17 protein-coding genes, 1 tRNA gene and 2 pseudogenes are annotated in these 21099 nt (G+C 71.3%); 14 read left to right on the top strand and 6 right to left on the bottom strand.

The genetic code is table 11. The features are described 5' to 3' along the window. Nucleotides 1-50: 50 nt before the first annotated feature. From EV671_RS20440 to EV671_RS20425, 4 genes are all read left to right on the top strand, one after another. Nucleotides 51-1898, top strand: coding sequence for an ATP-binding protein (locus tag EV671_RS20440; RefSeq protein ID WP_165917656.1), 1848 nt, complete (start codon nucleotides 51-53; stop codon nucleotides 1896-1898). Next, complete coding sequence (locus EV671_RS20435; RefSeq protein ID WP_132575201.1) at nucleotides 1895-2878, top strand: AEC family transporter; 984 nt, start codon at nucleotides 1895-1897, stop codon at nucleotides 2876-2878. The genes EV671_RS20440 and EV671_RS20435 overlap by 4 nt, the downstream gene beginning before the upstream one ends. A gap of 81 nt (nucleotides 2879-2959) precedes the next feature. Next, nucleotides 2960-5791 (top strand): M16 family metallopeptidase, encoded by a 2832-nt coding sequence (locus tag EV671_RS20430; RefSeq protein WP_132575199.1) that lies wholly within the window; start codon nucleotides 2960-2962, stop codon nucleotides 5789-5791. 72 nt (nucleotides 5792-5863) lie between these two features. Next, nucleotides 5864-7669, top strand: a complete 1806-nt coding sequence (locus EV671_RS20425; RefSeq protein WP_243655825.1) for a tetratricopeptide repeat protein — start codon at nucleotides 5864-5866, stop codon at nucleotides 7667-7669. 27 nt (nucleotides 7670-7696) lie between these two features. On the opposite strand, the gene EV671_RS20420 is transcribed toward EV671_RS20425, so the two are convergent. Further along, the gene (locus EV671_RS20420) at nucleotides 7697-8707 is read right to left on the bottom strand and encodes a tripartite tricarboxylate transporter substrate binding protein (protein ID WP_132575197.1); all 1011 of its coding nucleotides are present in this window, start codon (nucleotides 8705-8707) and stop codon (nucleotides 7697-7699) included. A 98-nt stretch (nucleotides 8708-8805) separates the two neighbouring features. On the opposite strand from EV671_RS20420, the gene EV671_RS20415 reads away from it, so the two are divergent. The 3 genes from EV671_RS20415 to EV671_RS20405 are packed head-to-tail and all read left to right on the top strand — an operon-like array spanning nucleotide 8806 to nucleotide 11350. Continuing rightward, nucleotides 8806-10056: a glutamate-5-semialdehyde dehydrogenase gene (locus EV671_RS20415; RefSeq protein WP_132575195.1), complete on the top strand. Its 1251-nt coding sequence runs from the start codon at nucleotides 8806-8808 to the stop codon at nucleotides 10054-10056. A gap of 38 nt (nucleotides 10057-10094) precedes the next feature. Then, nucleotides 10095-10799 (top strand): 7-cyano-7-deazaguanine synthase QueC, encoded by a 705-nt coding sequence (gene queC, locus EV671_RS20410; RefSeq protein WP_132575193.1) that lies wholly within the window; start codon nucleotides 10095-10097, stop codon nucleotides 10797-10799. Next, nucleotides 10799-11350: a LemA family protein gene (locus tag EV671_RS20405; protein ID WP_207911211.1), complete on the top strand. Its 552-nt coding sequence runs from the start codon at nucleotides 10799-10801 to the stop codon at nucleotides 11348-11350. Before queC ends, EV671_RS20405 begins: the two co-directional genes overlap by 1 nt. Here the strand turns inward: EV671_RS20405 and folE are convergent. Continuing rightward, nucleotides 11347-12048 carry a GTP cyclohydrolase I gene (gene folE, locus EV671_RS20400; protein ID WP_132575189.1) on the bottom strand — a complete coding sequence of 234 codons (702 nt, stop codon included), beginning with the start codon at nucleotides 12046-12048 and terminating at the stop codon, nucleotides 11347-11349. The genes EV671_RS20405 and folE overlap by 4 nt on opposite strands. A gap of 43 nt (nucleotides 12049-12091) precedes the next feature. Here folE and rsmB point away from each other — a divergent pair, with 43 nt between their 5' ends. From rsmB to EV671_RS20370, 7 genes and pseudogenes are all read left to right on the top strand, one after another. Then, on the top strand, nucleotides 12092-13405 hold the full coding sequence (rsmB, locus tag EV671_RS20395) for a 16S rRNA (cytosine(967)-C(5))-methyltransferase RsmB (protein WP_132575187.1): 1314 nt from the start codon (nucleotides 12092-12094) through the stop codon (nucleotides 13403-13405). A 1-nt stretch (nucleotide 13406) separates the two neighbouring features. Then, entirely contained in the window at nucleotides 13407-13973 is a 567-nt protein-coding gene (locus EV671_RS20390; RefSeq protein WP_243655824.1) for a DUF4390 domain-containing protein, read from the top strand. A gap of 166 nt (nucleotides 13974-14139) precedes the next feature. After that, entirely contained in the window at nucleotides 14140-16428 is a 2289-nt protein-coding gene (locus EV671_RS20385; RefSeq protein ID WP_132575185.1) for a sensor histidine kinase, read from the top strand. Nucleotides 16429-16434: 6 nt separating this feature from the next. Continuing rightward, nucleotides 16435-16804, top strand: a pseudogene (locus EV671_RS28010) (response regulator); the annotation flags it as partial. Nucleotides 16805-16953: 149 nt separating this feature from the next. Continuing rightward, a pseudogene (locus EV671_RS28005) lies at nucleotides 16954-17139 on the top strand (helix-turn-helix domain-containing protein); the annotation flags it as partial. A 70-nt stretch (nucleotides 17140-17209) separates the two neighbouring features. Then, a tRNA-Phe gene (locus EV671_RS20375) sits at nucleotides 17210-17285 on the top strand. Between the two features lie 202 nt (nucleotides 17286-17487). Then, nucleotides 17488-17883: a hypothetical protein gene (locus EV671_RS20370; protein WP_132575181.1), complete on the top strand. Its 396-nt coding sequence runs from the start codon at nucleotides 17488-17490 to the stop codon at nucleotides 17881-17883. 24 nt (nucleotides 17884-17907) lie between these two features. Here EV671_RS20370 and EV671_RS20365 read toward each other — a convergent pair whose 3' ends face one another. Genes EV671_RS20365 through EV671_RS20350 form a run of 4 tightly spaced genes read right to left on the bottom strand, consistent with a single transcriptional unit; the run spans nucleotide 17908 to nucleotide 21090 of the window. Next, complete coding sequence (locus tag EV671_RS20365) at nucleotides 17908-18666, bottom strand: hypothetical protein (RefSeq protein WP_132575179.1); 759 nt, start codon at nucleotides 18664-18666, stop codon at nucleotides 17908-17910. Nucleotides 18667-18693: 27 nt separating this feature from the next. After that, nucleotides 18694-19500, bottom strand: a complete 807-nt coding sequence (locus EV671_RS20360) for an alpha/beta fold hydrolase (protein ID WP_207911210.1) — start codon at nucleotides 19498-19500, stop codon at nucleotides 18694-18696. 1 nt (nucleotide 19501) lies between these two features. Further along, on the bottom strand, nucleotides 19502-20635 hold the full coding sequence (locus tag EV671_RS20355; protein WP_243655823.1) for an MFS transporter: 1134 nt from the start codon (nucleotides 20633-20635) through the stop codon (nucleotides 19502-19504). Beyond that, nucleotides 20632-21090: a thioredoxin family protein gene (locus tag EV671_RS20350; protein WP_132575177.1), complete on the bottom strand. Its 459-nt coding sequence runs from the start codon at nucleotides 21088-21090 to the stop codon at nucleotides 20632-20634. Before EV671_RS20350 ends, EV671_RS20355 begins: the two co-directional genes overlap by 4 nt. Nucleotides 21091-21099 lie beyond the last annotated feature (9 nt).

Raw genomic sequence — 21099 nt, 5'->3', positions numbered from 1 at the left:
TTTGGGCCCACGAGGCTGGTTCAGGGGGATGGTGGATGGCGCTGGCGCCAATGAGCATGGGGCTGCAGACGCGCCTGGCGGCGGGCATCGCCCTGGTGGCGAGCCTCATCGTGCTGGCCGTGGGCTGGTACTGGACGGCCCGCGAGGAGGCCGACCTGATGGACGGCCTGCGCGAACGCGAGGCGCGCATGGCCGGCCTCATCGAGCGCGGCTTCGCCGGCCCGATCTGGAACCTCGACCATGTCGCCATCGAGAACCTGCTCGATGCCGTGATGGCCGACCCCGAGGTGCATGCCATCGAGCTCAAGGGCCTGGGCCTGCGCGGCGGCGAGGCCAAGCGCGAGCGCGACCGCCCGGCCAGCGGCCCGCTGACGCGCGAGTTCAACATCACCTACCAGCCCGCCGCCGATGCGCCAGGCACGCCGGTCGCGTCGGCCGTGCTGGTCTTCACGCGCGATCTCGTCGACGAGCAGATCCACCGCACCCGGCTCTTCGTCTTCGAACTGCTGGCCGGCGTCGTCGCCGCGGTGGCGGTGGCGGGCTATCTGCTCGTGGACTGGCTGGTGCGCCGGCCCGTCGCCCGGCTGGGCGCGCTGGCCCAGCGCGTCGCCAAGGGCGACCTCGGCGCGCAGGAGAAGGTCGAACGCGAGGACGAGCTGGGCGAGCTGACGATGCGCTTCAACGCGATGAGCCTGAAGCTGCGCAGCGCGGCCGACCAGGTGCAGCTCAGCTCCGAGGGCCTGCGCGCCAGCGAGGCACGCTACCGCAGCCTGTTCGAGAACGCGACGGTGGGCGTCTTCCAGGCCGACGCCGACGGCTGCGTACTCAGCATGAACCGCGCCTTCACGCAGATGCTGGGCCTGGGCGCGCAGAGCCCGGTGGGCCGGCGCCTGCTCGACCTGACCGGCATGTCCCGCGAGGACATGCGGCATGTGGCGGGCATCATGAACAGCCAGGGCCGGATCCAGCAGGCCCAGCTGCAGCTGCGCGGCGCGGGCGGCCGGCCGCTGTGGGTCGAGCTGAACGCGCACTGGGTGGACGGCGAGGGCGGCCTGCGCCGCATCGAGGGCATGGTCAGCGACATCTCGCTGCGCCGCCAGGCCGAGGCCGAGCTGACCCGCCATCGCGAGCACCTGGAGGAGCTGGTGGCCGAGCGCACCGCCGAACTCAGCGAGGCCAAGCTGCGCGCCGAGGCCGCCAACCAGGCCAAGGGCCGCTTCCTGGCGACGATGAGCCACGAGTTCCGCACGCCGCTGAACGCCATCCTCGGCTTCACGCAGCTGATGCAGATGGACGCCGCCATCCCCGCCGGCCAGCAGGCCAAGCTGCAGCTGATGCGCGACTCGGGCCTGCACCTGCTCGAGCTCATCAACGACGTGCTCGACATGGCCAGCATCGAGGCCGGCAAGGTCAGCCTCAAGCCCAGCGCCGTCGACCTGCGCGCGCTGCTCGACATGGCCGGCGACAGCGTGCGCCTGCGCGCCGAGCAGAAGAACCTGGGCTATGGCATCGACATCGACATGCGCCTGCCGCATCTCGTCATGGTGGACGGCCAGCGCCTGCGCCAGGTGCTGCTCAACCTGCTGGCCAATGCGGTCAAGTTCACCGACAGCGGCAGCGTGCAGCTGTCGGCCCGCGTGCTGGAGCAGCAGCCGGATCAGGTGCGCCTGCGCTTCGAGGTGGCCGACAGCGGTATCGGCATGACGCCGGCCCAGCAGGCGCGGCTGTTCCAGGCCTTCGAGCAGGTGTCCGATGCCTCCCGCCACCTCGGCGGCACCGGCCTGGGCCTGTCCATCAGCCAGCAGCTCGTGCGTCTGATGGGCAGCCAGATCCACGTGCAGAGCACGGCGGGGCAGGGCAGCAGCTTCGTGTTCGAGCTGAAGCTGCCGTTGGCATGAGCTGGGGCATAGCAGCCAAGCTGCTGGCGATTCTTGTCGCCGTGGCCATAGGCTGGATCGTCGGCCGCATGCGCTGGCTGGGCCATGGCGAGGCCGGCAGCGACAGCGACCCGGCCCGCGTGCTGGCCAGCGCGGCCTACTACATCTTCGTGCCGGCCCTGCTGTTCCGCACCACGGCGCGGTTGGACACGTCCACGCTGCCCTGGGCCTTCATGTTCGCCTTCTTCGTGCCGGTGCTGGCCGTCGTCGCGCTGATCTACGCCTTCGAGCGCTGGCGCCGCAGGCCCGACGAGGCCGCTGCGCTGCCCAGCGTCAAGGCCATCACGGCCGGCTTCGGCAACACGCTGCAGGTGGGCGTGCCGGTGGCGGCCGGCGTGTTCGGCGAGCGGGGGCTGGCCATCCACATCGCCGTCGTCAGCCTGCATTCGCTGACCATCCTGACGCTGCTGACCGGCCTCGTCGAGCTGGACGTGGCGCGCGGGCGCGGCTCGCGCAGCTTCGGCACGACGCTGCGCCAGACGGTGCGCAACACCGTCATCCACCCCGTCGTGCTGCCGGTGCTGGCCGGCCTCTCCTGGCATGTCACCGGCTGGCCCCTGCCCGCCGTGATCGACGAGGTGCTGCAGAACCTCGGCACCGCCGTCGTGCCGCTGTGCCTGACGCTGATCGGCATGTCGCTGGCCTACTACGGCTGGCCCAGCTCCTGGCGCGGCATCGGCGGCCTGGTGGCGGCCAAGCTGCTGCTGATCCCCGGCGTGGTGCTGGTCATCGCGCACTGGGGCCTGGGCCTGGGCGGCCTGCCGCTGGCCGTCGTCGTCATGCTGGCGGCGCTGCCCACCGGCTCGAATGCGCTGATCTTCGCGCAGCGCTACCGTGCGATGGAGGCCGAGGTCACGGCCGCCACCGTGCTGTCCACCGTGCTCTACGTGGCCACCGCGCCGCTGTGGCTGGCCCTGCTGGCCTGGCTGTCCCCCTGGTAAATCCCCGGTGACCATCGACACTTCTGGCCGCTTCGTGTCGCGTCGCCCAATCTGCGCATTGCCCATCGAGGACCGATACGAATGAACGCTGCCCCCGCATCCTCTCGTCTTGTCCACCTGAGCGCGCTGCTGGCCCTGGCCGGCACGCTGTCGCTGCCCGCCTGGAGCGCGCCCGCCGCCGTGCCCGCGGTCAGCACCGCGGCCGGCCAGCTCGCCGTGCGCCAGGAAAAGCTCACGCTGGCCAACGGCTTCGAGGTCATCCTCGTCGAGGACCACCGCCTGCCGCTGGTGGCCTTCAACCTGTGGGTGCATGCCGGACCGCGCAACGAGGCCCCGGGCCAGACGGGCTTCGCCCACCTGTTCGAGCACCTGATGTTCGCCGGCAGCCGCCATGTGCCGCGCGGCGAGTTCGACAGGAGAGTCGACGCCGCCGGTGGCACCGACAGCAACGGCTCGACCAACTTCGACCGCACCAACTACTTCTTCACGCTGCCGTCCAACCAGCTCGCGCTGGGCCTGTGGCTGAAGTCGGACATGCTGGGCTGGATGATCGACGAGGTCGATTCGGTTTCGCTGGCCAACCAGCAGGACGTGGTGCGCAACGAGCGCCGCCAGAGCTTCGAGAACCGGCCCTACGGCATCGTCGAGGAGGCGATGTACCAGGCCCTCTACCCCGAGGGCCACCCCTACCGCGCCGCCGTCATCGGCTCGCACGCCGACATCCAGGGCATCAAGCTCGCCGACGTGAAGGCCTTCGCCCGCACCTACTACCGGCCCAACAACGCGACCCTGGTGCTGGCCGGCGACTTCGATGCTAAGCAAGCCAGGGCCCTGGTGCAGAAGTATTTCGGCAGCCTCAAGCCCGGCCCCAAGCTGCCCGAGGTCAAGGTGGCCATGCCCGAGATCACGAAGGAGCGCCGCCTCGTCGTGACCGACCGCATCGAGCTGAGCCGCCTGGACCTGGCCTGGCACACGCCGGCCATGTTCGCGGCCGGCGACGCCGAACTGGACATGGCCGCCCATGTGCTGGGCGGCGGCAAGGCCAGCCGCCTCTACGGCCTGCTGGTGCGCGACAAGCAGCTCGCGCAGAGCGTCGAGGTGGGCCAGAGTTCGCAGTCGCTCAGCTCGGTCTTCGACATCGAGGTCGTCGCCCGCCCCGGCGCGTCGCTGGACGAGATCGAGACGCTGGTCGATGCCGAGGTCGCCAGGCTCGCGGCCACGCCGCCCACCGAGGCCGAGATGGCCCAGGCCCGCGCCACCATCCAGACTCAGCTGCTGCAGCGCATGGAGAAGGTCGCGTCCCTGGCCGACCTCGTCAACAGCTACAACCAGATGGCCGGCGACCCCGGCTACGCCGGCAGGGACCTGGCCCGCTACGCGCAGGCGACGCCGGCATCGGTCAGCGCGACGGTGGCCAAGTGGCTGCAGAAGGCGCATCGTGTCGTCGTGCTCGCCCAGCCCGGCGAGCAGGTGCTGCCGCCCGAGGTGCCCACGCCGCCGATGCCGACGAAGGCCGGCAAGGGTGAGCGCGAGTCGCTGAATGCGCTGGAGGCCTGGCGCAGCAAGGCGCCCGGCGCCGGCAAGGCCAAGCCGCTGACGCTGCCCGCCGCGCAGAGCTTCACGCTGGCCAACGGCCTGACCGTCATCCACTCGCCCAAGGCTGGCCTGCCGTTGGTCAGCGCCAGCCTCGTGCTGCGTGCCGGCCAGGGCGCCAACCCGGCCGGCCAACCCGGCCTGGCGAGCTTCGTCGCGGCCATGCTGCCCGAGGGCACGACGACCCGCAGTGCGCAGCAGATCGCCGAGGCTACCGCGGCGTTGGGCGCGACGCTGACCACCCAGGCCGGCAGCGAGGAGGCGCGCCTCGACTTCTCCGGCCTCAAGGCCAGCGCAAAGGACGGCCTCGCGCTGCTGGCCGACCTGGCCCTGCACCCGGCCTTCGCCACGCCCGAGATCGAGCGCCAGAAGGCCCAGCGCCTCGCGGCCCTGGCCCAGGCGCGCGAGCAGGCCCCGCTGCTGGCCAATGCCGTCGCCAACCGCGTGAGCTACGGCGAGGGCCACCCGCTGGCGCTGAATGCGCTGGGTAGCGAGGCCAGCATCCAGGCCGTCGACGCGGCCGTGCTGCGCGGCTTCTGGCAGGCCCGCTACCGGCCCGAGAACGCGGCCCTGGTCGTCGCCGGCGACCTGAGCGAGGCCGAGCTGCGCGCGCTGATCGAGCCGCTGTTCGGCGCCTGGAAGGGCGAGGGGGCCGCGCCCGTGGCCACGCCCCTGCCGCCGGCCCGGCCCATCGCCGCGCGCACCGTTCTCGTCGACAAGCCCGGTGCACCGCAGACGGCCCTGGCCGTCGTTGCCCCCGGCCCCTTCGCCGGCGTGGCGGACGCGGCCGACATCAAGGTCATGAACGCGGCGCTGGGCGGCCTGTTCACGTCGCGCATCAACACCCAGCTGCGCGAGGTCAAGGGCTACACCTATGGCATCTACTCGGGCTACACGATGGGCCGCGAGCGCGGCCAGTTCGGCATCCGCGGCAGCGTGCGCACCGACGTGACCGGTGCGGCCCTGGCCGACATGTGGAAGGAGATCGAAGGCATGCGCGCCAGGCCCATGGGCGCGGCCGAGCTGGGCCGCGTGCGCAATGCGCAACTGCTGTCGCTGCCGGGCCTGTTCGACACCAACGGCGCCGTCGTCGCCGGCTATGCGGGCAACTGGTCGGCCGGCCAGCCGCTGTCGGCCATCACCGAGCTGCCGAAGCAGTACGGCGCCGTCACGGCCGCCAGCGCGCTGAGGGCCGCGCAGCGGCATCTCGACCCGGCCAGCCTCATCGTCGTCGCCGTGGGCGACAGGGCCAAGGTGCTGCCCCAGTTGGAGGCCATCGGCCGCAAGGCCGAGGTGCTCAACGCCGAAGGCAAGCCCTAACCGCCGCGGATTGCGTACCGGCGCCGCCGGTGCGAGCATGCCCGCCTGGCCCCTGCCGGGCCCGGAGGTCGCATGCGTTCACGCCGTCACCACGCCACCCGTTTGCTGCAGGCACTCACGGCATTGGGCCTCTTGGCTCTGGCCGGCAGCGCCGAAACCGCGACGGCCTTCGACCCGCTGCTGAGCCAGGCCGGCGGTGTCTGCCAGCCGCTGGCTTCCGGCCGGCCCGTGCTGCTGCAGGCGCTGCTGGCCGCGGCCGACAAGCCGCGCAAGTCCGAGACCGCGCCCTTCCAGCCCGCGACCATGAGGGCCGCACCGGGCGATGTGCCGGTCTACAAGGACCTCGGCCGCATGAGCTTCAAGCTCGGCCGTGCCAGCCCCAAGGTGCAGGCCTATTTCGACCAGGGCCTGCGCCTGTCCTTCGCCTTCAACCATGCCGAGGCCCAGCGCGCCTTCCAGGCCGCGCAGAAGCTCGACCCCGGCTGCGGCCTGTGCTTCTGGGGCGAGGCCCTGGTGCTGGGTCCCAACATCAACGTGCCCATGCAGCCCGAGGCCGTCGCGCCGGCCTGGACCGCGCTGGCCCGCGCCGTCGCGCTGAAGAACGGGCTGCCGCCGCGCGAGCGCGTCCTCGTCGAGGCCCTGCAGGCACGCTACAAGGCCGAACCGCCGGCCGACCGCGCCCCGCTGGACGCCGCCTATGCCGATGCGATGAAGCGCGTCGCCGCGCAGTTCCCGGCCGAGGACCTGATGCAGGTGCTGGCCGCCGAGGCCGAGATGGACACCCAGCCCTGGGACTACTGGGAAGCCGCCGGCGCCCGCCCCAAGGGCCGCACGGCCGACATCCTGGCCCGGCTCGAGACTGTGCTCGGGCGCAGCCCCAACCATGCTGGCGCCATCCACCTCTACATCCACGCGGTCGAGGCCTCGACCTCGCCCGACCGGGCGCTCGCGCCCGCACGCCGCCTGGCCGCGCAGATGCCCGGCGCCGGCCACATCGTGCACATGCCGGCCCATATCTACTACCGCGTGGGCCTGTACCGCGAAGCGCTGGAGGCCAATGTCAAGGCCATCGCGGCGGACGAGGCCTATTTCAGGAACTCGCCATCCGACCCACTCTACCGCTCGGCCTATTACCCGCACAACATCCACTTCCTGATGGTGTCGGCGCAGATGGGCGGGGCCGCGCAGACGGCCGTCGATGCCGCCGCCAAGCTCGACGCGGCCCTGCCCGACGATGTCGTCAAGGCCTTCGCCGTGTTGCAGCCCGTGAAGGCCGCGCCCTACACGACGCATGCGCAGTTCAGCGCGCCCGAGGACATCCTGAAGCTGCCCGCGCCCGGCCCCGACTTCGTGCTCGTGCGCGTCATGTACCACTACGCCCGCGCGCTGGCCCAGGCCGCGCGCCACGACGCGCCGGCAGCCCAGCAGGAGATCGCCGCCATCGCCGCGCTGGAGAGTGGCGCCGACTTCAAGCCCTTCGACGCCTGGAACGTGCCGGCCAAGGCCATCACGCAGACGGCCCGCCTCGTCGCGAGCGCGCGCCTGGCCGACGCCCAGGGCGACCTGGCCGCCGCCGCGGCCGCGCTGGAGCAGGCCGTGGCCATCGAGGAGGGCCTGGCCTATACCGAGCCGGCCTACTGGTACTACCCGGTGCGCCAGTCCCTGGGCGCGGTGCGCCTGCGCCAGGGGCGGCTGGACGAGGCCGAGAAGGCGCTGCGCGAATCGCTGGCGCGCGTGCGCAACAACGGCTGGGCACTGGCCGCGCTGGCCGAGGTCTACAAGCGCAAGGGCGACGCCACCGCCGAGAAGGCCGCCCGCGAGGCGCTGCAGCGGGCCTGGTTCGGCAGCGCGGGCGGCCCCGATCTCGCCAGGATCTAGGGCCTGCTGCCGTAGCGTTATCAGGCCCTAGTCTTCCTTCATCTGCGCCGCCTTGGCAATCGGCGCTAGCCGCGCCTTCTCGGCGGCCAGGAAGGCGCGGAACTCGGCGCGGCTGCCGCCCATCGGGTCGATGGCCAGCGGGATCAGCCGGGCGCGCAGCTCGCTGGACTTCAGCGCCATGTTCACCGCGGCATTGAGCTTGTCCAGGACGGGCTCGGGCGTGCCCCTGGGCGCGAACACGCCGGACCAGTGGCCGATGACGATGTCGGCGAAGCCCTGCTCCTGGGCCGTCGCCACGTCCGGCAGCGCGGCGATGCGCCGGCTCCAGGTCGACGCGATGGCACGCAGCCGCCCGGCCCTGACCATGGACAGCACGACCGGGCTGGCCTCGGAGGTGGCGTCCACCTGCTTGCCGACGACCGCCGTCATGCCCTCGGAGCCACTCTTGAACGGCACCACCTGCAGCCTGGCGCCGGCGCGCAGCTTCAGCATCTCGGCGACGAAATGCGGCGTGCTGCCGGTGCCGGCGGTTGCGAAGTTCAGGCCCGCGCCCTTGTGCGAGGCGGCGATCAGGCCCTTCAGGTCCTTGATCGGTGAATCCGGCGGCACGACGATGACCGAGGGGCTGACGGCCAGCATGACGACGGGGATCAGGTCGCCCTCCTCGTAGGGCATGCGCGAACGGATCATCGCGTTGGTGATGACGCCGGCCGCGGGCGCCAGCAGGGTGTAGCCGTCCGGCGCGGCCTTGGCGACATAGGTCGCACCGATGGTCGAGCCGGCGCCGGGCCGGTTCTCGATGACGACGGGCTGGCCGAGCTGGCGGGCCGCGGCCTCCATCACCGCGCGGGCGACGATGTCGTTGGCGCCGCCGGGGCCGAAGGGCACGACGACATGCAAGGGCTTGCTCGGCCAGGCGTCCTGAGCCAGTGCAGGCCAGGGCGCCAGGGCGGCGATGCCGGCCCCGACCAGCCGGCGGCGGCCCGGGGATTCGAGTCCGGTGAAGCGGGCTTGTGCGTTCCGCGAAGACGATGCCATCTCCATGCTCCCGGCCCCGGGGAGAGGGCCTCGCCGGGCCATTGTGGGCGAAGCCAGTGCGAGCCGCCGACCGTGCCTGCGTCAGTGAAAATCCGGGCATGTCACTCGCTGCCTACATGGACGATCTCGGCCGCGCTGCCCGCGCCGCCGCCACGCAGATGGCCGCCGCCTCCACGGCCGCCAAGAACACCGCGCTGCTGGCCCTGGCCCGCCGCCTGCGCGAGGCCGGCCCGGCACTGGCCGCCGCCAACGCGCGCGACCTGGCCGGCGCCGCCGAACTGAGCGGCCCGCTGCGCGACCGCCTCAAGCTCGATGCCAAGACGCTGGCCACCGTGGCCGAGGGCTGCGAGCAGATCGCCGCCATGCCCGACCCCATCGGCGAGATCAGCGGCGTGAAGCGCCGCCCGAGCGGCATCAGCGTGGGCCAGATGCGCGTGCCGCTGGGCGTGTTCGGCATGATCTACGAGAGCCGCCCCAACGTGACCATCGAGGCCGCGTCGCTGGCCATCAAGAGCGGCAATGCCTGCATCCTGCGCGGCGGCTCCGAGGCCATCCACTCCAACCTTGCGCTGGCCGAACTGGTGGCCGCGTCACTGGAGGAAGCCGGCCTGCCGCGCACCGCCGTGCAGCTCGTCAACACCACCGACCGCGCCGCGGTGGGCCTGCTGATCAGCCGGCCGCAATGGGTGGACGTCATCATTCCGCGCGGCGGCAAGGGCCTGATCGAGCGCATCAGCGCCGAGGCCAAGGTGCCGGTCATCAAGCACCTGGACGGCAACTGCCACAGCTATGTGGACGAGTTCGTCGACCTCGACCTCGCGGTCAAGGTGGTGGACAACGCCAAGACGCAGAAGTACAGCCCCTGCAACGCGACCGAGTCGCTGCTGGTGCATGCGGCCCAGGCACCGGCCTTCCTGCCGCGCATCGCGGCGGTGTTCAAGGCCAAGGGCGTCGAGATGCGCGGCTGCCTGCGCACGCTGGCCCTGGTGCCGGGCGCCGTGCCGGCGAGCGAGGAGGACTGGTCCACCGAATACCTCGCGCCCGTCATCAGCATCAAGGTCATCGACTCGCTGGACGAGGCCATCGCCCACATCAACCGCTACGGCTCCCACCACACGGATGCGATCCTGACGACCCACCACCCCAACGCGATGCGCTTCCTGCGCGAGGTCGACTCGGCCAGCGTGATGGTCAACGCGAGCACGCGCTTCGCCGACGGCTTCGAGTATGGGCTGGGGGCCGAGATCGGCATCTCCACCGACAAGTTCCACGCCCGCGGGCCGGTGGGGCTGGAGGGGCTGACGTCGATGAAGTGGGTGGTGTTGGGGCAGGGTGAGGTGAGGGGTTGAGAGCTGTGCTCGCGGGGCGCCCAGGTAGCATCCCGCCCATGCAAGACACCCGCAAAGCCCTGGTGCTTTTTTCCGGCGGCCAGGACTCCACCACCTGCCTGGCCTGGGCGCTGGACCGCTATGCCGAGGTCGAGACGCTGGCCTTCGACTACGGCCAGCGCCATCGCGTCGAGCTGGACTGCCGCAACACCGTGCGCGCCCGGATCGCCGCGCAGTTCCCGCACTGGGCCGGCAAGCTGGGCGCCGATCATCTGCTGGACCTCTCCCTGCTCGGCCAGATCAGCGACACCGCGCTGACCAGCGAACGCGCCATCGAGCTGCAGGCCAATGGCCTGCCCAACACCTTCGTGCCCGGCCGCAACCTGCTCTTCCTGACCTTCGCCGCGACGCTGGCCTACCGGCGCGGCGCGTCGGTGCTGGTGGGCGGCATGTGCGAGACCGACTTCGCCGGCTACCCGGACTGCCGCGACAACACGATGAAGGCGCTGCAGGTGGCCCTCAGCCTGGGCCTCGATGCGCCGATGACGCTGGAGACGCCGCTGATGTTCATCGACAAGGCCGCCACCTGGCGCCTGGCCGAGAGCCTGGGCGGCGCGGCGCTGGTGAAGCTCATCGTCGAGGAGACGCATACCTGCTACCTCGGCGAGCGCGGCGAGCTGCACGACTGGGGCCATGGCTGCGGGCACTGCCCGGCCTGCGAGCTGCGGGCCAAGGGCTTCGCTGCCTACCGGGCCGTTGCGTGATGCTCTGGCTCAACTGGCAGACGGGCAGCATCGCGGCTGCGGCGCTGCTGTTCTTCTGGGGCGTGGGCGCCTACAACCGGCTGATGTCGCTGCGCAATGCCATCGGCGAGGCCTTCACCCAGTTCGACGCCCACTTGAAGGCCCGCGGCGAAGCCTGCGACAAGCTGCTGGCCGCCGTGGCGCCGCGCCTGCCCAGCGAGCAGGCCACCTTCGACGCGCTGGCCAGCGCCCAGGCCGAATCGCAATCCGCCGCCCAGGCCTCGCGCGCCAGGCCCTGGTCGCCCGACCCGGTCGGCGGTCTCGCGGTGGCGAGCGCGCTGCACGCGGCGGCGCTGACGCGCCTGCTGTCGTTGCTGGATCACCAGGCCGAGCTGCGCAGCGAGACCGCGATCGACGCGCTGGTCAGCGAGTTGAAGCTCATCGAACGCCAGCGTGCCTTCACGCGCCAGGTCTTCAACCAGGCCGTGGGCCAGTACAACGAGGCCCTGCACCAGTTCCCGACGCGGGTGCTGGCGAATCTGTATGGCTTCAGCGAAGCCCGGTCGCTCTAAGCCGCCGACTTCTTCGGCATCAGCGCCAGGAATTCGCGCCGCAGGTTCGCATCGGTCAGGAAGGCGCCCCGCATCACGCTGTTGGTCATGGCCGCCTGGTTGTCCTTCACGCCGCGCCAGTGCATGCAGAAATGGTCGGCCTCCATGACGACGGCCAGGCCGTCGGGCTTCACGCGGTGTTCCAGCTCGTTGGCCAGCATGATGACGGCCTCCTCCTGGATCTGCGGGCGGTTCATGACCCAGTCGGTCAGGCGCACGTACTTGGACAGGCCGATCAGGTTGGAGTGCTCGTTGGGCATGATGCCTATCCACACCCGGCCGAGGATGGGGCAGAGGTGGTGGGAGCAGGCGCTGCGCACCGTGATCGGGCCGACGATCATCAGCTCGTTGAGGCGGCTGATGTTGGGGAACTCGGTGACCGTGGGTGCCTCGGCATAGCGGCCGGCAAAGACCTCGCGCACGAACATCTTGGCGACGCGCTTGGCCGTCTCCTGCGTGTTGTGGTCGCTGTCGGTGTCGATGACCAGGCTCTGCAGCACGGCCTGCATCCTGGCCTGCACCTCGTCCTGCAGCGCGTCCAGCTCGCCGGGCTCGATGAAGGCGGCGATGTTGTCGTTGGCGTGGTGGCGGCAGCCGGCCGCCACGAGGCGGTAGCGGATGCGCTCGGAAACGGGGGCGTCTGCGGCGGGTGCATTCATGGGCGCGGATTCTCGGCCGAAAGCCCACTTCTACACTTCGGCCATGTCCCAAAGCCCCCAGTCTGCCCCCCTGCACCGGCTGCTCTCCCAGGCCGCCGACGCGGTGCAGGGCGTGCGCGAGGGCCGGTCGCTGACCGAACTGCTGGCCCGTGTGCCGGCCGAGCTGCGTCCCGGCACCCAGGCCCTGGCCTTCACCGCGCTGCGCCGCCTGGGCTCCGCCGAGGCCGCGCGCCAGCAGCTCGCGCCCAAGGCGCCGCCGCCGCGCGTGGATGCGCTGCTGCTGGTCGCGCTGGCCCTGCTGTGGCCCGACCCCGAACCCGCCTATGCCGACCACACCCTGGTCGACCAGGCCGTCAATGCCGCCAAGCAGCGCGCGCCGGCCAGCGCCGCCTTCGTCAACGCGGTGTTGCGCCGCTTCCTGCGCGAGCGCCAGGCCCTGGTGGCCGCCGCCGAGCGCAGCCCGCAGGGCGCCTTCAGCCACCCGGCCTGGTGGATAGAGAAGCTGCGCCAGGACTGGCCCGCGCAGTGGCAGGCCCTGCTGGCCGCCAACAACCGCCCGCCGCCGATGACGCTGCGCGTGCATGCCGGCCGCATCACGGCGGCCGGCTATGTCGAGCGCCTGGCGGAAGCCGGCATAGTCGCGCGCGCGCTGGGCGCTCCCACGCCTCAGGCCGTCGTGCTGGACAAGCCCGTGCCGGTGTCGGCCCTGCCGGGCTTTGCCGAGGGACTGGTGTCGGTGCAGGACGCCGCCGCCCAGCTCGCCGCGCCGCTGGTCGTCGGCAGCGGGCTCAAGCCCGGCGCCCGCGTGCTCGACGCCTGCGCGGCGCCCGGCGGCAAGACGGCCCATCTGCTCGAACTGCAGCCCGACCTGCAGCTGACCGCGCTGGACGCCGACGCGCAGCGCCTGGCGCGTGTGCAGGACAACCTGAACCGTTTGCAACAGAAGGCAACGCTGAAGGCTGCCGACGCCCGCCAGACCGCGGCCTGGTGGGACGGCCAGCCCTTCGACGCCATCCTGCTCGACGCGCCCTGCAGCGCCTCCGGCATCGTGCGCCGCCACCCGGACGTGCGCTGGCTGCGCCGGCCCGACGACATCGCGGCCCTGGCCCGCATCCAGGCCGAGCTGCTGGACGCGCTGTGGCCGCTGCTCGCGCCCGGGGGGCGCCTCGTCTATGCGACCTGCTCGGTCTTCAAGGCCGAGGGGCAGGCGCAGCTCGACGCATTTTTGCAACGCCAGCCCGATGCCAAGTGCCTGGACGTGCCCGGCTTCACGGGCCACCTGCTGCCCCTGGCCGACAATGCCGCGAACCCGCCGCCCCTGGACGGCTTCTTCTACGCCCTGATCCTGAAGCCCTGAGTTGACCCTCGTTCGCGCCGTCATCGTTGTCTGGCTTGCCGCACTGATCGCCTTGATGCCGGGCGCAGCGCGGGCCGAGGGCGTGGAGCTGGCCCAGCTGTCGACGCGCCGGGCCGACGACGGCCTGGAGCTGAGCTTCACGACCCGCTTCGAGCTGAGCCGCGCCGCCGAGGACGCGCTGCACAAGGGCGTGCCGCTGTATTTCGTCGCCGAGGCCACCGTGCTGCGCAACCGCTGGTACTGGCGCGACGCCCGTGTGGCCCAGACCGAGCGCACCTGGCGCCTGGCCTGGCAGCCGCTCACGCGGCAGTACCGCGTCTCCACCGGTGGCCTGCACCAGAGCTTCGCGACGCTGGACGAGGCCATGGCCGTGCTGCGCGGCCAGAGCGGCTGGCACATCGCCGAGCCCAAGGACATCGAGGACAGCGGCAGCTACTACCTCGAGTTCAGCTACCGGCTCGACGTCAGCCAGCTGCCGCGGCCGATGCAGATCGGCCTGCAGTCGGGCTTCTCGCTCAGCGTCGACCAGAAGCGCGGCTTCAATGGCGACTTCAGCCTGAAGCAATGACAAGGGCCGAGCGCAGGGCCACTCCCAAGCCGGCCCGCCATCCCCTCGGGGGCGGAGGCCGGACCGAGCGAGTCCGGTGGACTCGCTCAGCCTGCCGAGGAGGCGCGGCACCGGACGCGGCGCGGCCTGCAAGGCCGACCGGCGTACCCGCCGGGCAAGGGGCCGCATGACCAAAACCGCGCGTTGGGGCTGGGTCATCACGCTGGTGACCCTGACGGGCGTGGCCGGTGTGCTGGCCTTCCTGCTGTCGGTCGGCACGACGAGCGAGCGCGGCTTCTTCGAGCGGCACTACCACTGGCTGTTCTGGGTCAATGTCGCGGTGGCCGCCGTGCTGACCCTGGTCATCCTCGTCGCCGCCGTGCGCCTGGTCATGCGCGTGCGCCGGGGGCGCTTCGGCAGCCGCCTGCTGTTCAAGCTGGCCGGCATCTTCGCCCTCGTCGGCGTCGTGCCCGGCCTGATGATCTACGCGGTGTCCTACCAGTTCGTGAACCGCAGCATCGAGACCTGGTTCGACGTGAAGCTGGCCACCGCGCTGGAGGCCGGCCTCAACCTCGGACGCGGCACGCTGGACGCGATGGTGTCCGACCTGGGCAACAAGACCCGCGACGCCGCCGACCAGCTGGCCGACGCCAGCACGCCTCAGCTGCTGGGCCTGGAGCGCCTGCGCGACAAGCTCGGCGCGCGCACCGTCGCCATCGTCGGCGGCAAGGGCCAGATCCTGCTCGAGAGCGGTGGCGACACGCGCCAGCTCACGCCCGACCGGCCCAGCGACAGCATGCTGACGCGCGCGCGCGGCGGCGTGCCGGTCAGCGAGCTCGAAGGCCTGGAGGACGAGGCCGAGGCCCTGCAGGGGGGTGCCCAGATCCGCGCGCTGGCCCTGCTGCCCAACACCGAACTGCGCCTGGGCCTGGGCGAGCGCTACCTGATGGTGGTGCAGCGCATCCCGGCCAGCATGCTCAGCAATGCGCTGGCCGTGCAGGCCGCCAACAGCGAATACCAGCAGCGCTCGCTGGAGCGCGTCGGCCTGCGCCGCATGTACCTGGGCACGCTGACCCTGGTGCTCATCCTCGCCGTCTTCGCAGCCCTGCTGCTGGCCGTCACCCTGGGCAACCAGCTGGCGCGGCCGCTGCTGATGCTGGCCGACGGCGTGCGCCAGGTGGCCCAGGGCGACCTGTCCGTGCGGCCCGTGCTCGCGTCGCGCGACGAGCTCGGCGGCCTGACCCGCTCCTTCGCCGACATGACCGGGCAGCTTGCCGACGCGCGCGAGCAGGTGCAGCGCAGCGTGGCCGAGCTGGAAAGCGCCCGCACCCATCTGCAGACCATCCTCGACAACCTGACCGCCGGCGTGCTCGTCTTCGACGCGGCGGGCCGCCTCGAGACCGTGAACCCCGGCGCGACGCGCATCCTGCGCCTGCCGCTGTCGGCCTATGTCGGCCGGCCGCTGGCCGACGTACCCGGCCTGGCCGAGTTCGCCGCCGCGCTGGAACGGCGCTTCGAGCAGCACCTCGGCCCCGACCCCGCCGAGCGCGACATGGACCGCGAGCTCTGGCAGGAATCCTTCGAGCTGCAGCTCGACCCCAAGCAGGACCCGCTGACCCTGCTGGTGCGCGGCGCACCCCTGCCCCAGCGTGCCCGCCTCGTCGTCTTCGACGACATCTCCGAGGTCGTCTCGGCGCAGCGCTCGGCCGCCTGGAGCGAGGTTGCGCGCCGGCTGGCCCACGAGATCAAGAACCCGTTGACGCCCATCCAGCTCTCTGCCGAGCGCATGCAGCACAAGCTCGAGGCCAAGCTCGAAGGCCCCGACCAGGCCATGCTGATCCGCTCCGTCGCGACCATCGTCAACCAGGTGCAGGCGATGAAGCAGCTCGTCAACGAGTTCCGCGACTACGCCCGCCTGCCGTCGGCCCAGCTCACGCCGCTCGACCTCAACGCCCTCGTGCAGGAGGTGCTCAGCCTCTATGCCGAGGCGCAGGAGAAGGGGCAGCTCACGGCCGAGCTCGCGCCCCGCCTGCCCTTCATCAAGGGCGATGCCAGCCAGCTGCGCCAGGTCATCCACAACCTCGTGCAGAACGCGCTGGACGCCGTGCAGGACTGCGCCGACGGCCGCGTCGTCGTGCGCTCCTCGCTGTCACTGACCGAGGCCGGCGTGCCCCGCTCGGTGCGCCTGCACATCATCGACAACGGCCATGGCTTTGCCGAGAAGGTGCTCAAGCGCGCCTTCGAGCCCTATGTGACGACCAAGAGCAAGGGCACCGGCCTGGGCCTGGCCGTCGTCAAGAAAATCGCCGACGAGCACGGCGCCCGCATCTCGCTGCGCAACCTGCATCCCGCTTCGGATGCGGGTTCTCCCCCGGAAGACGGGCGCGAGGCCGCCGTGATCGGCGCGCAAGTTTCGCTATCATTTTCGAACCTGGCGCCTGCCACCGAGCCCGGTGCGATCGGCGCCAAGACCTAAGGATTCATGGCCACCATTCTTGTTGTCGACGACGAACTGGGCATCCGCGCCCTGTTGTCCGAAATCCTCAGCGACGAGGGGCACACCATCGAGCTTGCCGAGAACGCCACCCAGGCCCGGGCGGCGCGCGAGCGCATGCGCCCCGACCTCGTGCTTCTCGACATCTGGATGCCCGACGTCGACGGCGTGACCCTGCTCAAGGAGTGGGGCGGCGCCGGCCTGCTGACCATGCCGGTCATCATGATGAGCGGCCACGGCACCATCGACACGGCGGTCGAGGCCACCAAGTTCGGCGCCATCGCCTTCCTCGAAAAGCCCATCACGCTGCAGAAGCTGCTGCGCGCCGTCGAGCAGGCCCTGGTCAAGACCGCGCCGCCGCGCCCCGCGCCCGCCGCCGTCGGCCTGCCCAGCTATGCCCGCCCCGAGCCCGGCAATCTGCCCGCGGTGTCCAGCCATGGCGTGAACCTGTCCGGCCACATGCCGGGCGGCAGCAATGCGCTCGCGTCCGAGCAGAGCTTCGAACTCGACCGCCCGCTGCGCGAGGCGCGTGACGCCTTCGAGAAGAGCTACTTCGAATTCCACCTCGCCAAGGAAAACGGCTCCATGACCCGCGTCGCCGAGAAGACCGGCCTGGAGCGCACCCACCTCTACCGCAAGCTCAAGCAGCTCGGCGTGGACCTGAGCCGCAACAAGCGCGGCGCGGGCGGTTGAGCCTGCCTGCGCTGTGCTATAGTCGCGGACTTAGCTGAGCGGCCCGAGGCCGTTTCGGTGATCAGAACAAGGCCTGGTAGCTCAGTTGGTAGAGCAGCGGATTGAAAATCCGCGTGTCGGTGGTTCGATTCCGCCCCAGGCCACCAAGATTGCGGGCCCCTGATTTCCATTGGAATCAGGGGTTTTTGCTTTCTGGTCCGCGCCCCTGGGGCATGGTTTGTTCGGCGATGGTTGGGTGGCTCGTCAGGTGGCGCAGTCCCGGCCCTGCCGCCGGTGTTCACTGGTCCGCCCATGGGCCCGCGACAGCTCCAATTTCCGTGGGTGGAATGAAGTATCAAGGACCCACCCGTGGCCGCTGGAAACACCTTCGCGCATGCAGACCTCCTGGCCTGCGTCACCCAGAGCCTCTGTACCCGCACGCTGAATGTCTTCGCACAAGAGTCCCGGCTCGATGGTGAGAGTCTGAAGGATGCCGTGGACCGCTATGAAGTCGACTACGCCTGGCACGTCCTGGGCTCCGACCGCATGCGCAACGAGACCGTCGCGCTGCTGGAGGCCAAGCTCAAGCAGCCGGCGACCGACGCGCAAAAGACCTGTGTGGCCGAAGTTCTGAGAACCGCTGCCGAAGGCCAATCTTTCGACCTGCTGATGAGCTTTGACAGTGACGTGCCCGAACTGCTGGCGGCCATGCTGCACGCCCAGTTCGCGGCCAGGGCGATGCCGGAAGCTGAAGCGGTGAGCTGAGGCCGACACCATAAGCGGCTCGCCTCAATCCAGCGCCAGCGACACCAGCAGCTTGCCCACGCGGCGGTCGCTGGCCGAGGTCAGGCCCTTGCCCAGGCCCAGTGTCAGCTCCAGGGGGCCGGCCTTGGCGTCGAGGGTGATGAGCCCGAGTTCGCGGCGCTGGCCGCTGGGCAGCAGGTGGGACAACGGTCCGGCCTCGGCGAAGTATTCGAGGCCGAGATGCAGGTCGGGTCGCAGCCGGTAGGCCAGCTTGGCCGAAGGCTCGAAGTCGACCTCGCGTTCGGGGCCCGAGACCGTGGCCTGCAGGCCGGGGTTCAGCACCGCATGCCAGTTGCCGGTGCGCCAGCCGAGGATGGGGCGGAGCTCGATGCCTGCGGCCCAGTCCTCGTGGACCGCGCGGCTGCGCCCCAGCTCGACGCGACCGCCCCAATAGAAGCCCTGCGCCTCGTCATGCGGCGCGACGAAGGTCAGCTCGAGGTTGGCGCCGGTGCCATACCAGGTTCCGTCGGCGCGGGTCGCGGGCAGTTGCAGGCTCAGCTCCCATTGCGGCGCGAGGCCGTAGGAGAACTCGGCCATGCCTTGCAGCAGCGGTGACGGCGTGGCCGCGCTGCGCGCGGGGCGGACCCAGCTGCCCTGCAGCTCGAGGCCGAATTCGCCGGCCTCGGTCAGGTCGTCGTTGAGCACGCGGAAGTCGGCCGGGGCAGCTTGCGCGCCCGCGCTGCACAGCGCGACCAGCATCACGGCACAGGCGGCCGAGCGCCAGGGCGAGGGGGGTGTTTTCATCGGCCCGCATTGTGCGGGCGGCCTGTGTCAGCCCGTGCCGGTCGACGCCAGCGCGTCGGCGACGATGTGGGCGATGTGCCCGGGGCGCTCGCGATGCGGCATATGCCCGGTCTCGGCCAGCACCTCGACTCGCGCCGGCCCGCTCACCAGCCGGCCGATCATCTCGGGGTGGCAGGTCGAACCGTATTCGTCGCTGTCGCCGTGCAAGGCCAGCACGGCGCAGGCCACGCGCGGCAACGTGGCCGTGAGCGACCAGCCGGCAAACGCAGGATCGAGCCAGGTTCCGACCCAGGCGGCCAGCACCCAGGCGGCCTTGTCGCCGTGATAGCGGGCCAGCCTCTGCATCTGCTCCGGCGCCTTGAACTGCTCGCCCGCGGCGCGTATGCCCTGCGCGGTGCGGTCCTCGACGAAGACCTGGGCCGACATGGTGACCAGCGCCTCGCAGCGGGCGCCCCATTCGGCCGCGCAGTGCACTGCCATGCCACCGCCCACGCTGTGGCCGAGGACGGCGAAGCGATCAATGCCCAGTTGCGCCAGCACCGCGGGGAAGAAGCTGCGGGCCTCGTCGGCGACGAAGTCCAGCGGCATCGGCCCCTCGCGCGCGTCCGAGCGGCCAAAGCCCAGCCGGTCGTAGGCGACGACGCGCCGGCCCGTGGCCTCGCACAACGCGGCGGGGAAGTCCCGCCACAGCTCGACGCAGCCGAGCGAGTCGTGCAGCAGCACGATAGGCGGCTTCGCCCCGTTGCCGCCCGCCGGCGCCCAGGCGCGGGCAAACAGCCGGCCGCGCGGATGCGCGATCCAGTGGTCTTCGACGTGCAGTTGCGCGGTGCTCACTTCAGGCCCGCATCGCGCGCTTGGCCGACAGCGCCATGAAGACGGCGAACACGACGACGACGACCAGGCCGGCACCCAGCGACGCGTGCTCGGCGACGAGGCCGATCAGCGGCGGGCCGGCCATCATGCCGAGGTAGCCCACGCCCGACACGGCCGCGATGCCGTGGGCCGACGACACGCCCGGCACCTGCGCGGCGGCGCTGAACAGTACCGGCACGACATTGGACAGCCCGAGGCCGACGAGAGCGAAGCCGGCCAGAGCGACGGGTGCCGAGGGCAGGGCCAGCGCCAGCGCCATGCCGGCTGCGGCGAGCACGCCGCTGGCGCGCATCAGCCGGCGCGGCGCGAGGCGGGCGCGCACCCAGTCGCCGCCGAAGCGGCCGGCCGCCATCGCGCCGCTGAAGCTGGCATAGGCCAGGGCTGCGGTGCTGGCGCTGCTGGCGCGCTCCTGCTTCATGAAGAGCACGCTCCAGTCGTACATCGCGCCCTCGGCGATCAGGCCCATGGCGGCCAGCACGCCCAGCAGCAGCAGCGGACCGCGCGGCAAGCTCAGGGGGTGCTTTTCCTCGGCGGCCTTCTCGGGCACGGGCAGCATCGCGCGGCTGGCGATCAGCACGACGGCCGCGCCCAGGCCGGCGGCCAGCAGCAGATGGGCCTGCGGCGACAGGCCCAGCGCGGGCGCGGCGCTGCCCAGGCTGGCGCCGGCCATGCCGCCGAGGCTGAACATGCCGTGGAAGCCGCTCATCAGCGGCCGGGCGGACAGGCGCTCGATCTCGGTGGCCTCGGTGTTGATGGCCACGTCGAGCAGGCTGCCGCTGGCACCGAAGACCAGCATGACGGCCAGCAGGGCCGCATAGGCCTGCCCCACCAGCAGGCTGGCGATGGCGGCGCAGCACAGCAAGCCCATTGCGGCGGAGACGCTGCGCGGCCCCCAGCGGCCGACGACGCGGCCGGCCTGGGCCAGGGCCAGCAGTGCGCCGGCGCCGCCCGCCAGCATCGCGATGGCCAGCGCCTGCTCGCCCAGGCCGTAGTGGCCCTTGACGGTGGGCACGTGCACGCCCCAGGTCGCGAACATCACGCCCAGCACGAAGAACTGCGCGCGCAGTGCGCGCGACGCAACGACGACGGTCGTCACCGGGCGCTGGTCGCCACGCGGGTGAAGAAGTCGTAGACGCCCTGGTCGCCCATCTTGCGCGCGTCGGCCAGCTCGCCGCCCTCGGTCGCGTAGAGCAGCTTGCCCTCGGGCGACAGCACGGCCACGGCCGGGATGCCCTTCTTCAGCGGCACGCGGTAGGTTTCGGCGATGTCGACGTTGCGGTCAAAGCGGCCGACATCGACCTTGACGACCTTGAAGCTCTTCGCGATCAGCGGCGCGCTGGGGCCGTGCTTGAAGCTGTTGTCCAGCATGCGGCAGTCGCCGCACCAGTTGGCACCGAAGACGACGAGCACCGGCAGCCTGGCCTGGGCGGCCTCGGCCAGCGTGGCGCGGAGGGCGGCCTTTGCATCGGCGCCCTCGTCGTAGATGGCGGGCGGGCCGGCGTGGGCGCCGAGGCTTGCAGCGAGCAGCAGGGAGGCGATCAGGAGGCGCATGGCGGGGAA

Origin of the sequence: Roseateles saccharophilus (assembly GCF_004342485.1) — a bacterium.
GTDB lineage: Bacteria > Pseudomonadota > Gammaproteobacteria > Burkholderiales > Burkholderiaceae_C > Pelomonas > Pelomonas saccharophila.
Note: the sequence above shows the minus strand (reverse complement) of the source record. Positions and strands in the feature narration are given on the sequence as shown.

Excerpts from the sequence above, each read along its gene's own strand:
- EV671_RS20440 (WP_165917656.1), top strand. The coding sequence starts at position 51 with ATGAGCATGGGGCTGCAGACGCGCCTGGCGGCGGGCATCGCCCTGGTG.
- EV671_RS20435 (WP_132575201.1), top strand. The coding sequence starts at position 1,895 with ATGAGCTGGGGCATAGCAGCCAAGCTGCTGGCGATTCTTGTCGCCGTG.
- EV671_RS20430 (WP_132575199.1), top strand. The coding sequence starts at position 2,960 with ATGAACGCTGCCCCCGCATCCTCTCGTCTTGTCCACCTGAGCGCGCTG.
- EV671_RS20425 (WP_243655825.1), top strand. The coding sequence starts at position 5,864 with ATGCGTTCACGCCGTCACCACGCCACCCGTTTGCTGCAGGCACTCACG.
- EV671_RS20420 (WP_132575197.1), bottom strand. The coding sequence starts at position 8,707 with ATGGCATCGTCTTCGCGGAACGCACAAGCCCGCTTCACCGGACTCGAA.
- EV671_RS20415 (WP_132575195.1), top strand. The coding sequence starts at position 8,806 with ATGTCACTCGCTGCCTACATGGACGATCTCGGCCGCGCTGCCCGCGCC.
- queC (WP_132575193.1), top strand. The coding sequence starts at position 10,095 with ATGCAAGACACCCGCAAAGCCCTGGTGCTTTTTTCCGGCGGCCAGGAC.
- EV671_RS20405 (WP_207911211.1), top strand. The coding sequence starts at position 10,799 with ATGCTCTGGCTCAACTGGCAGACGGGCAGCATCGCGGCTGCGGCGCTG.
- folE (WP_132575189.1), bottom strand. The coding sequence starts at position 12,048 with ATGAATGCACCCGCCGCAGACGCCCCCGTTTCCGAGCGCATCCGCTAC.
- rsmB (WP_132575187.1), top strand. The coding sequence starts at position 12,092 with ATGTCCCAAAGCCCCCAGTCTGCCCCCCTGCACCGGCTGCTCTCCCAG.
- EV671_RS20385 (WP_132575185.1), top strand. The coding sequence starts at position 14,140 with ATGACCAAAACCGCGCGTTGGGGCTGGGTCATCACGCTGGTGACCCTG.
- EV671_RS20365 (WP_132575179.1), bottom strand. The coding sequence starts at position 18,666 with ATGAAAACACCCCCCTCGCCCTGGCGCTCGGCCGCCTGTGCCGTGATG.
- EV671_RS20350 (WP_132575177.1), bottom strand. The coding sequence starts at position 21,090 with ATGCGCCTCCTGATCGCCTCCCTGCTGCTCGCTGCAAGCCTCGGCGCC.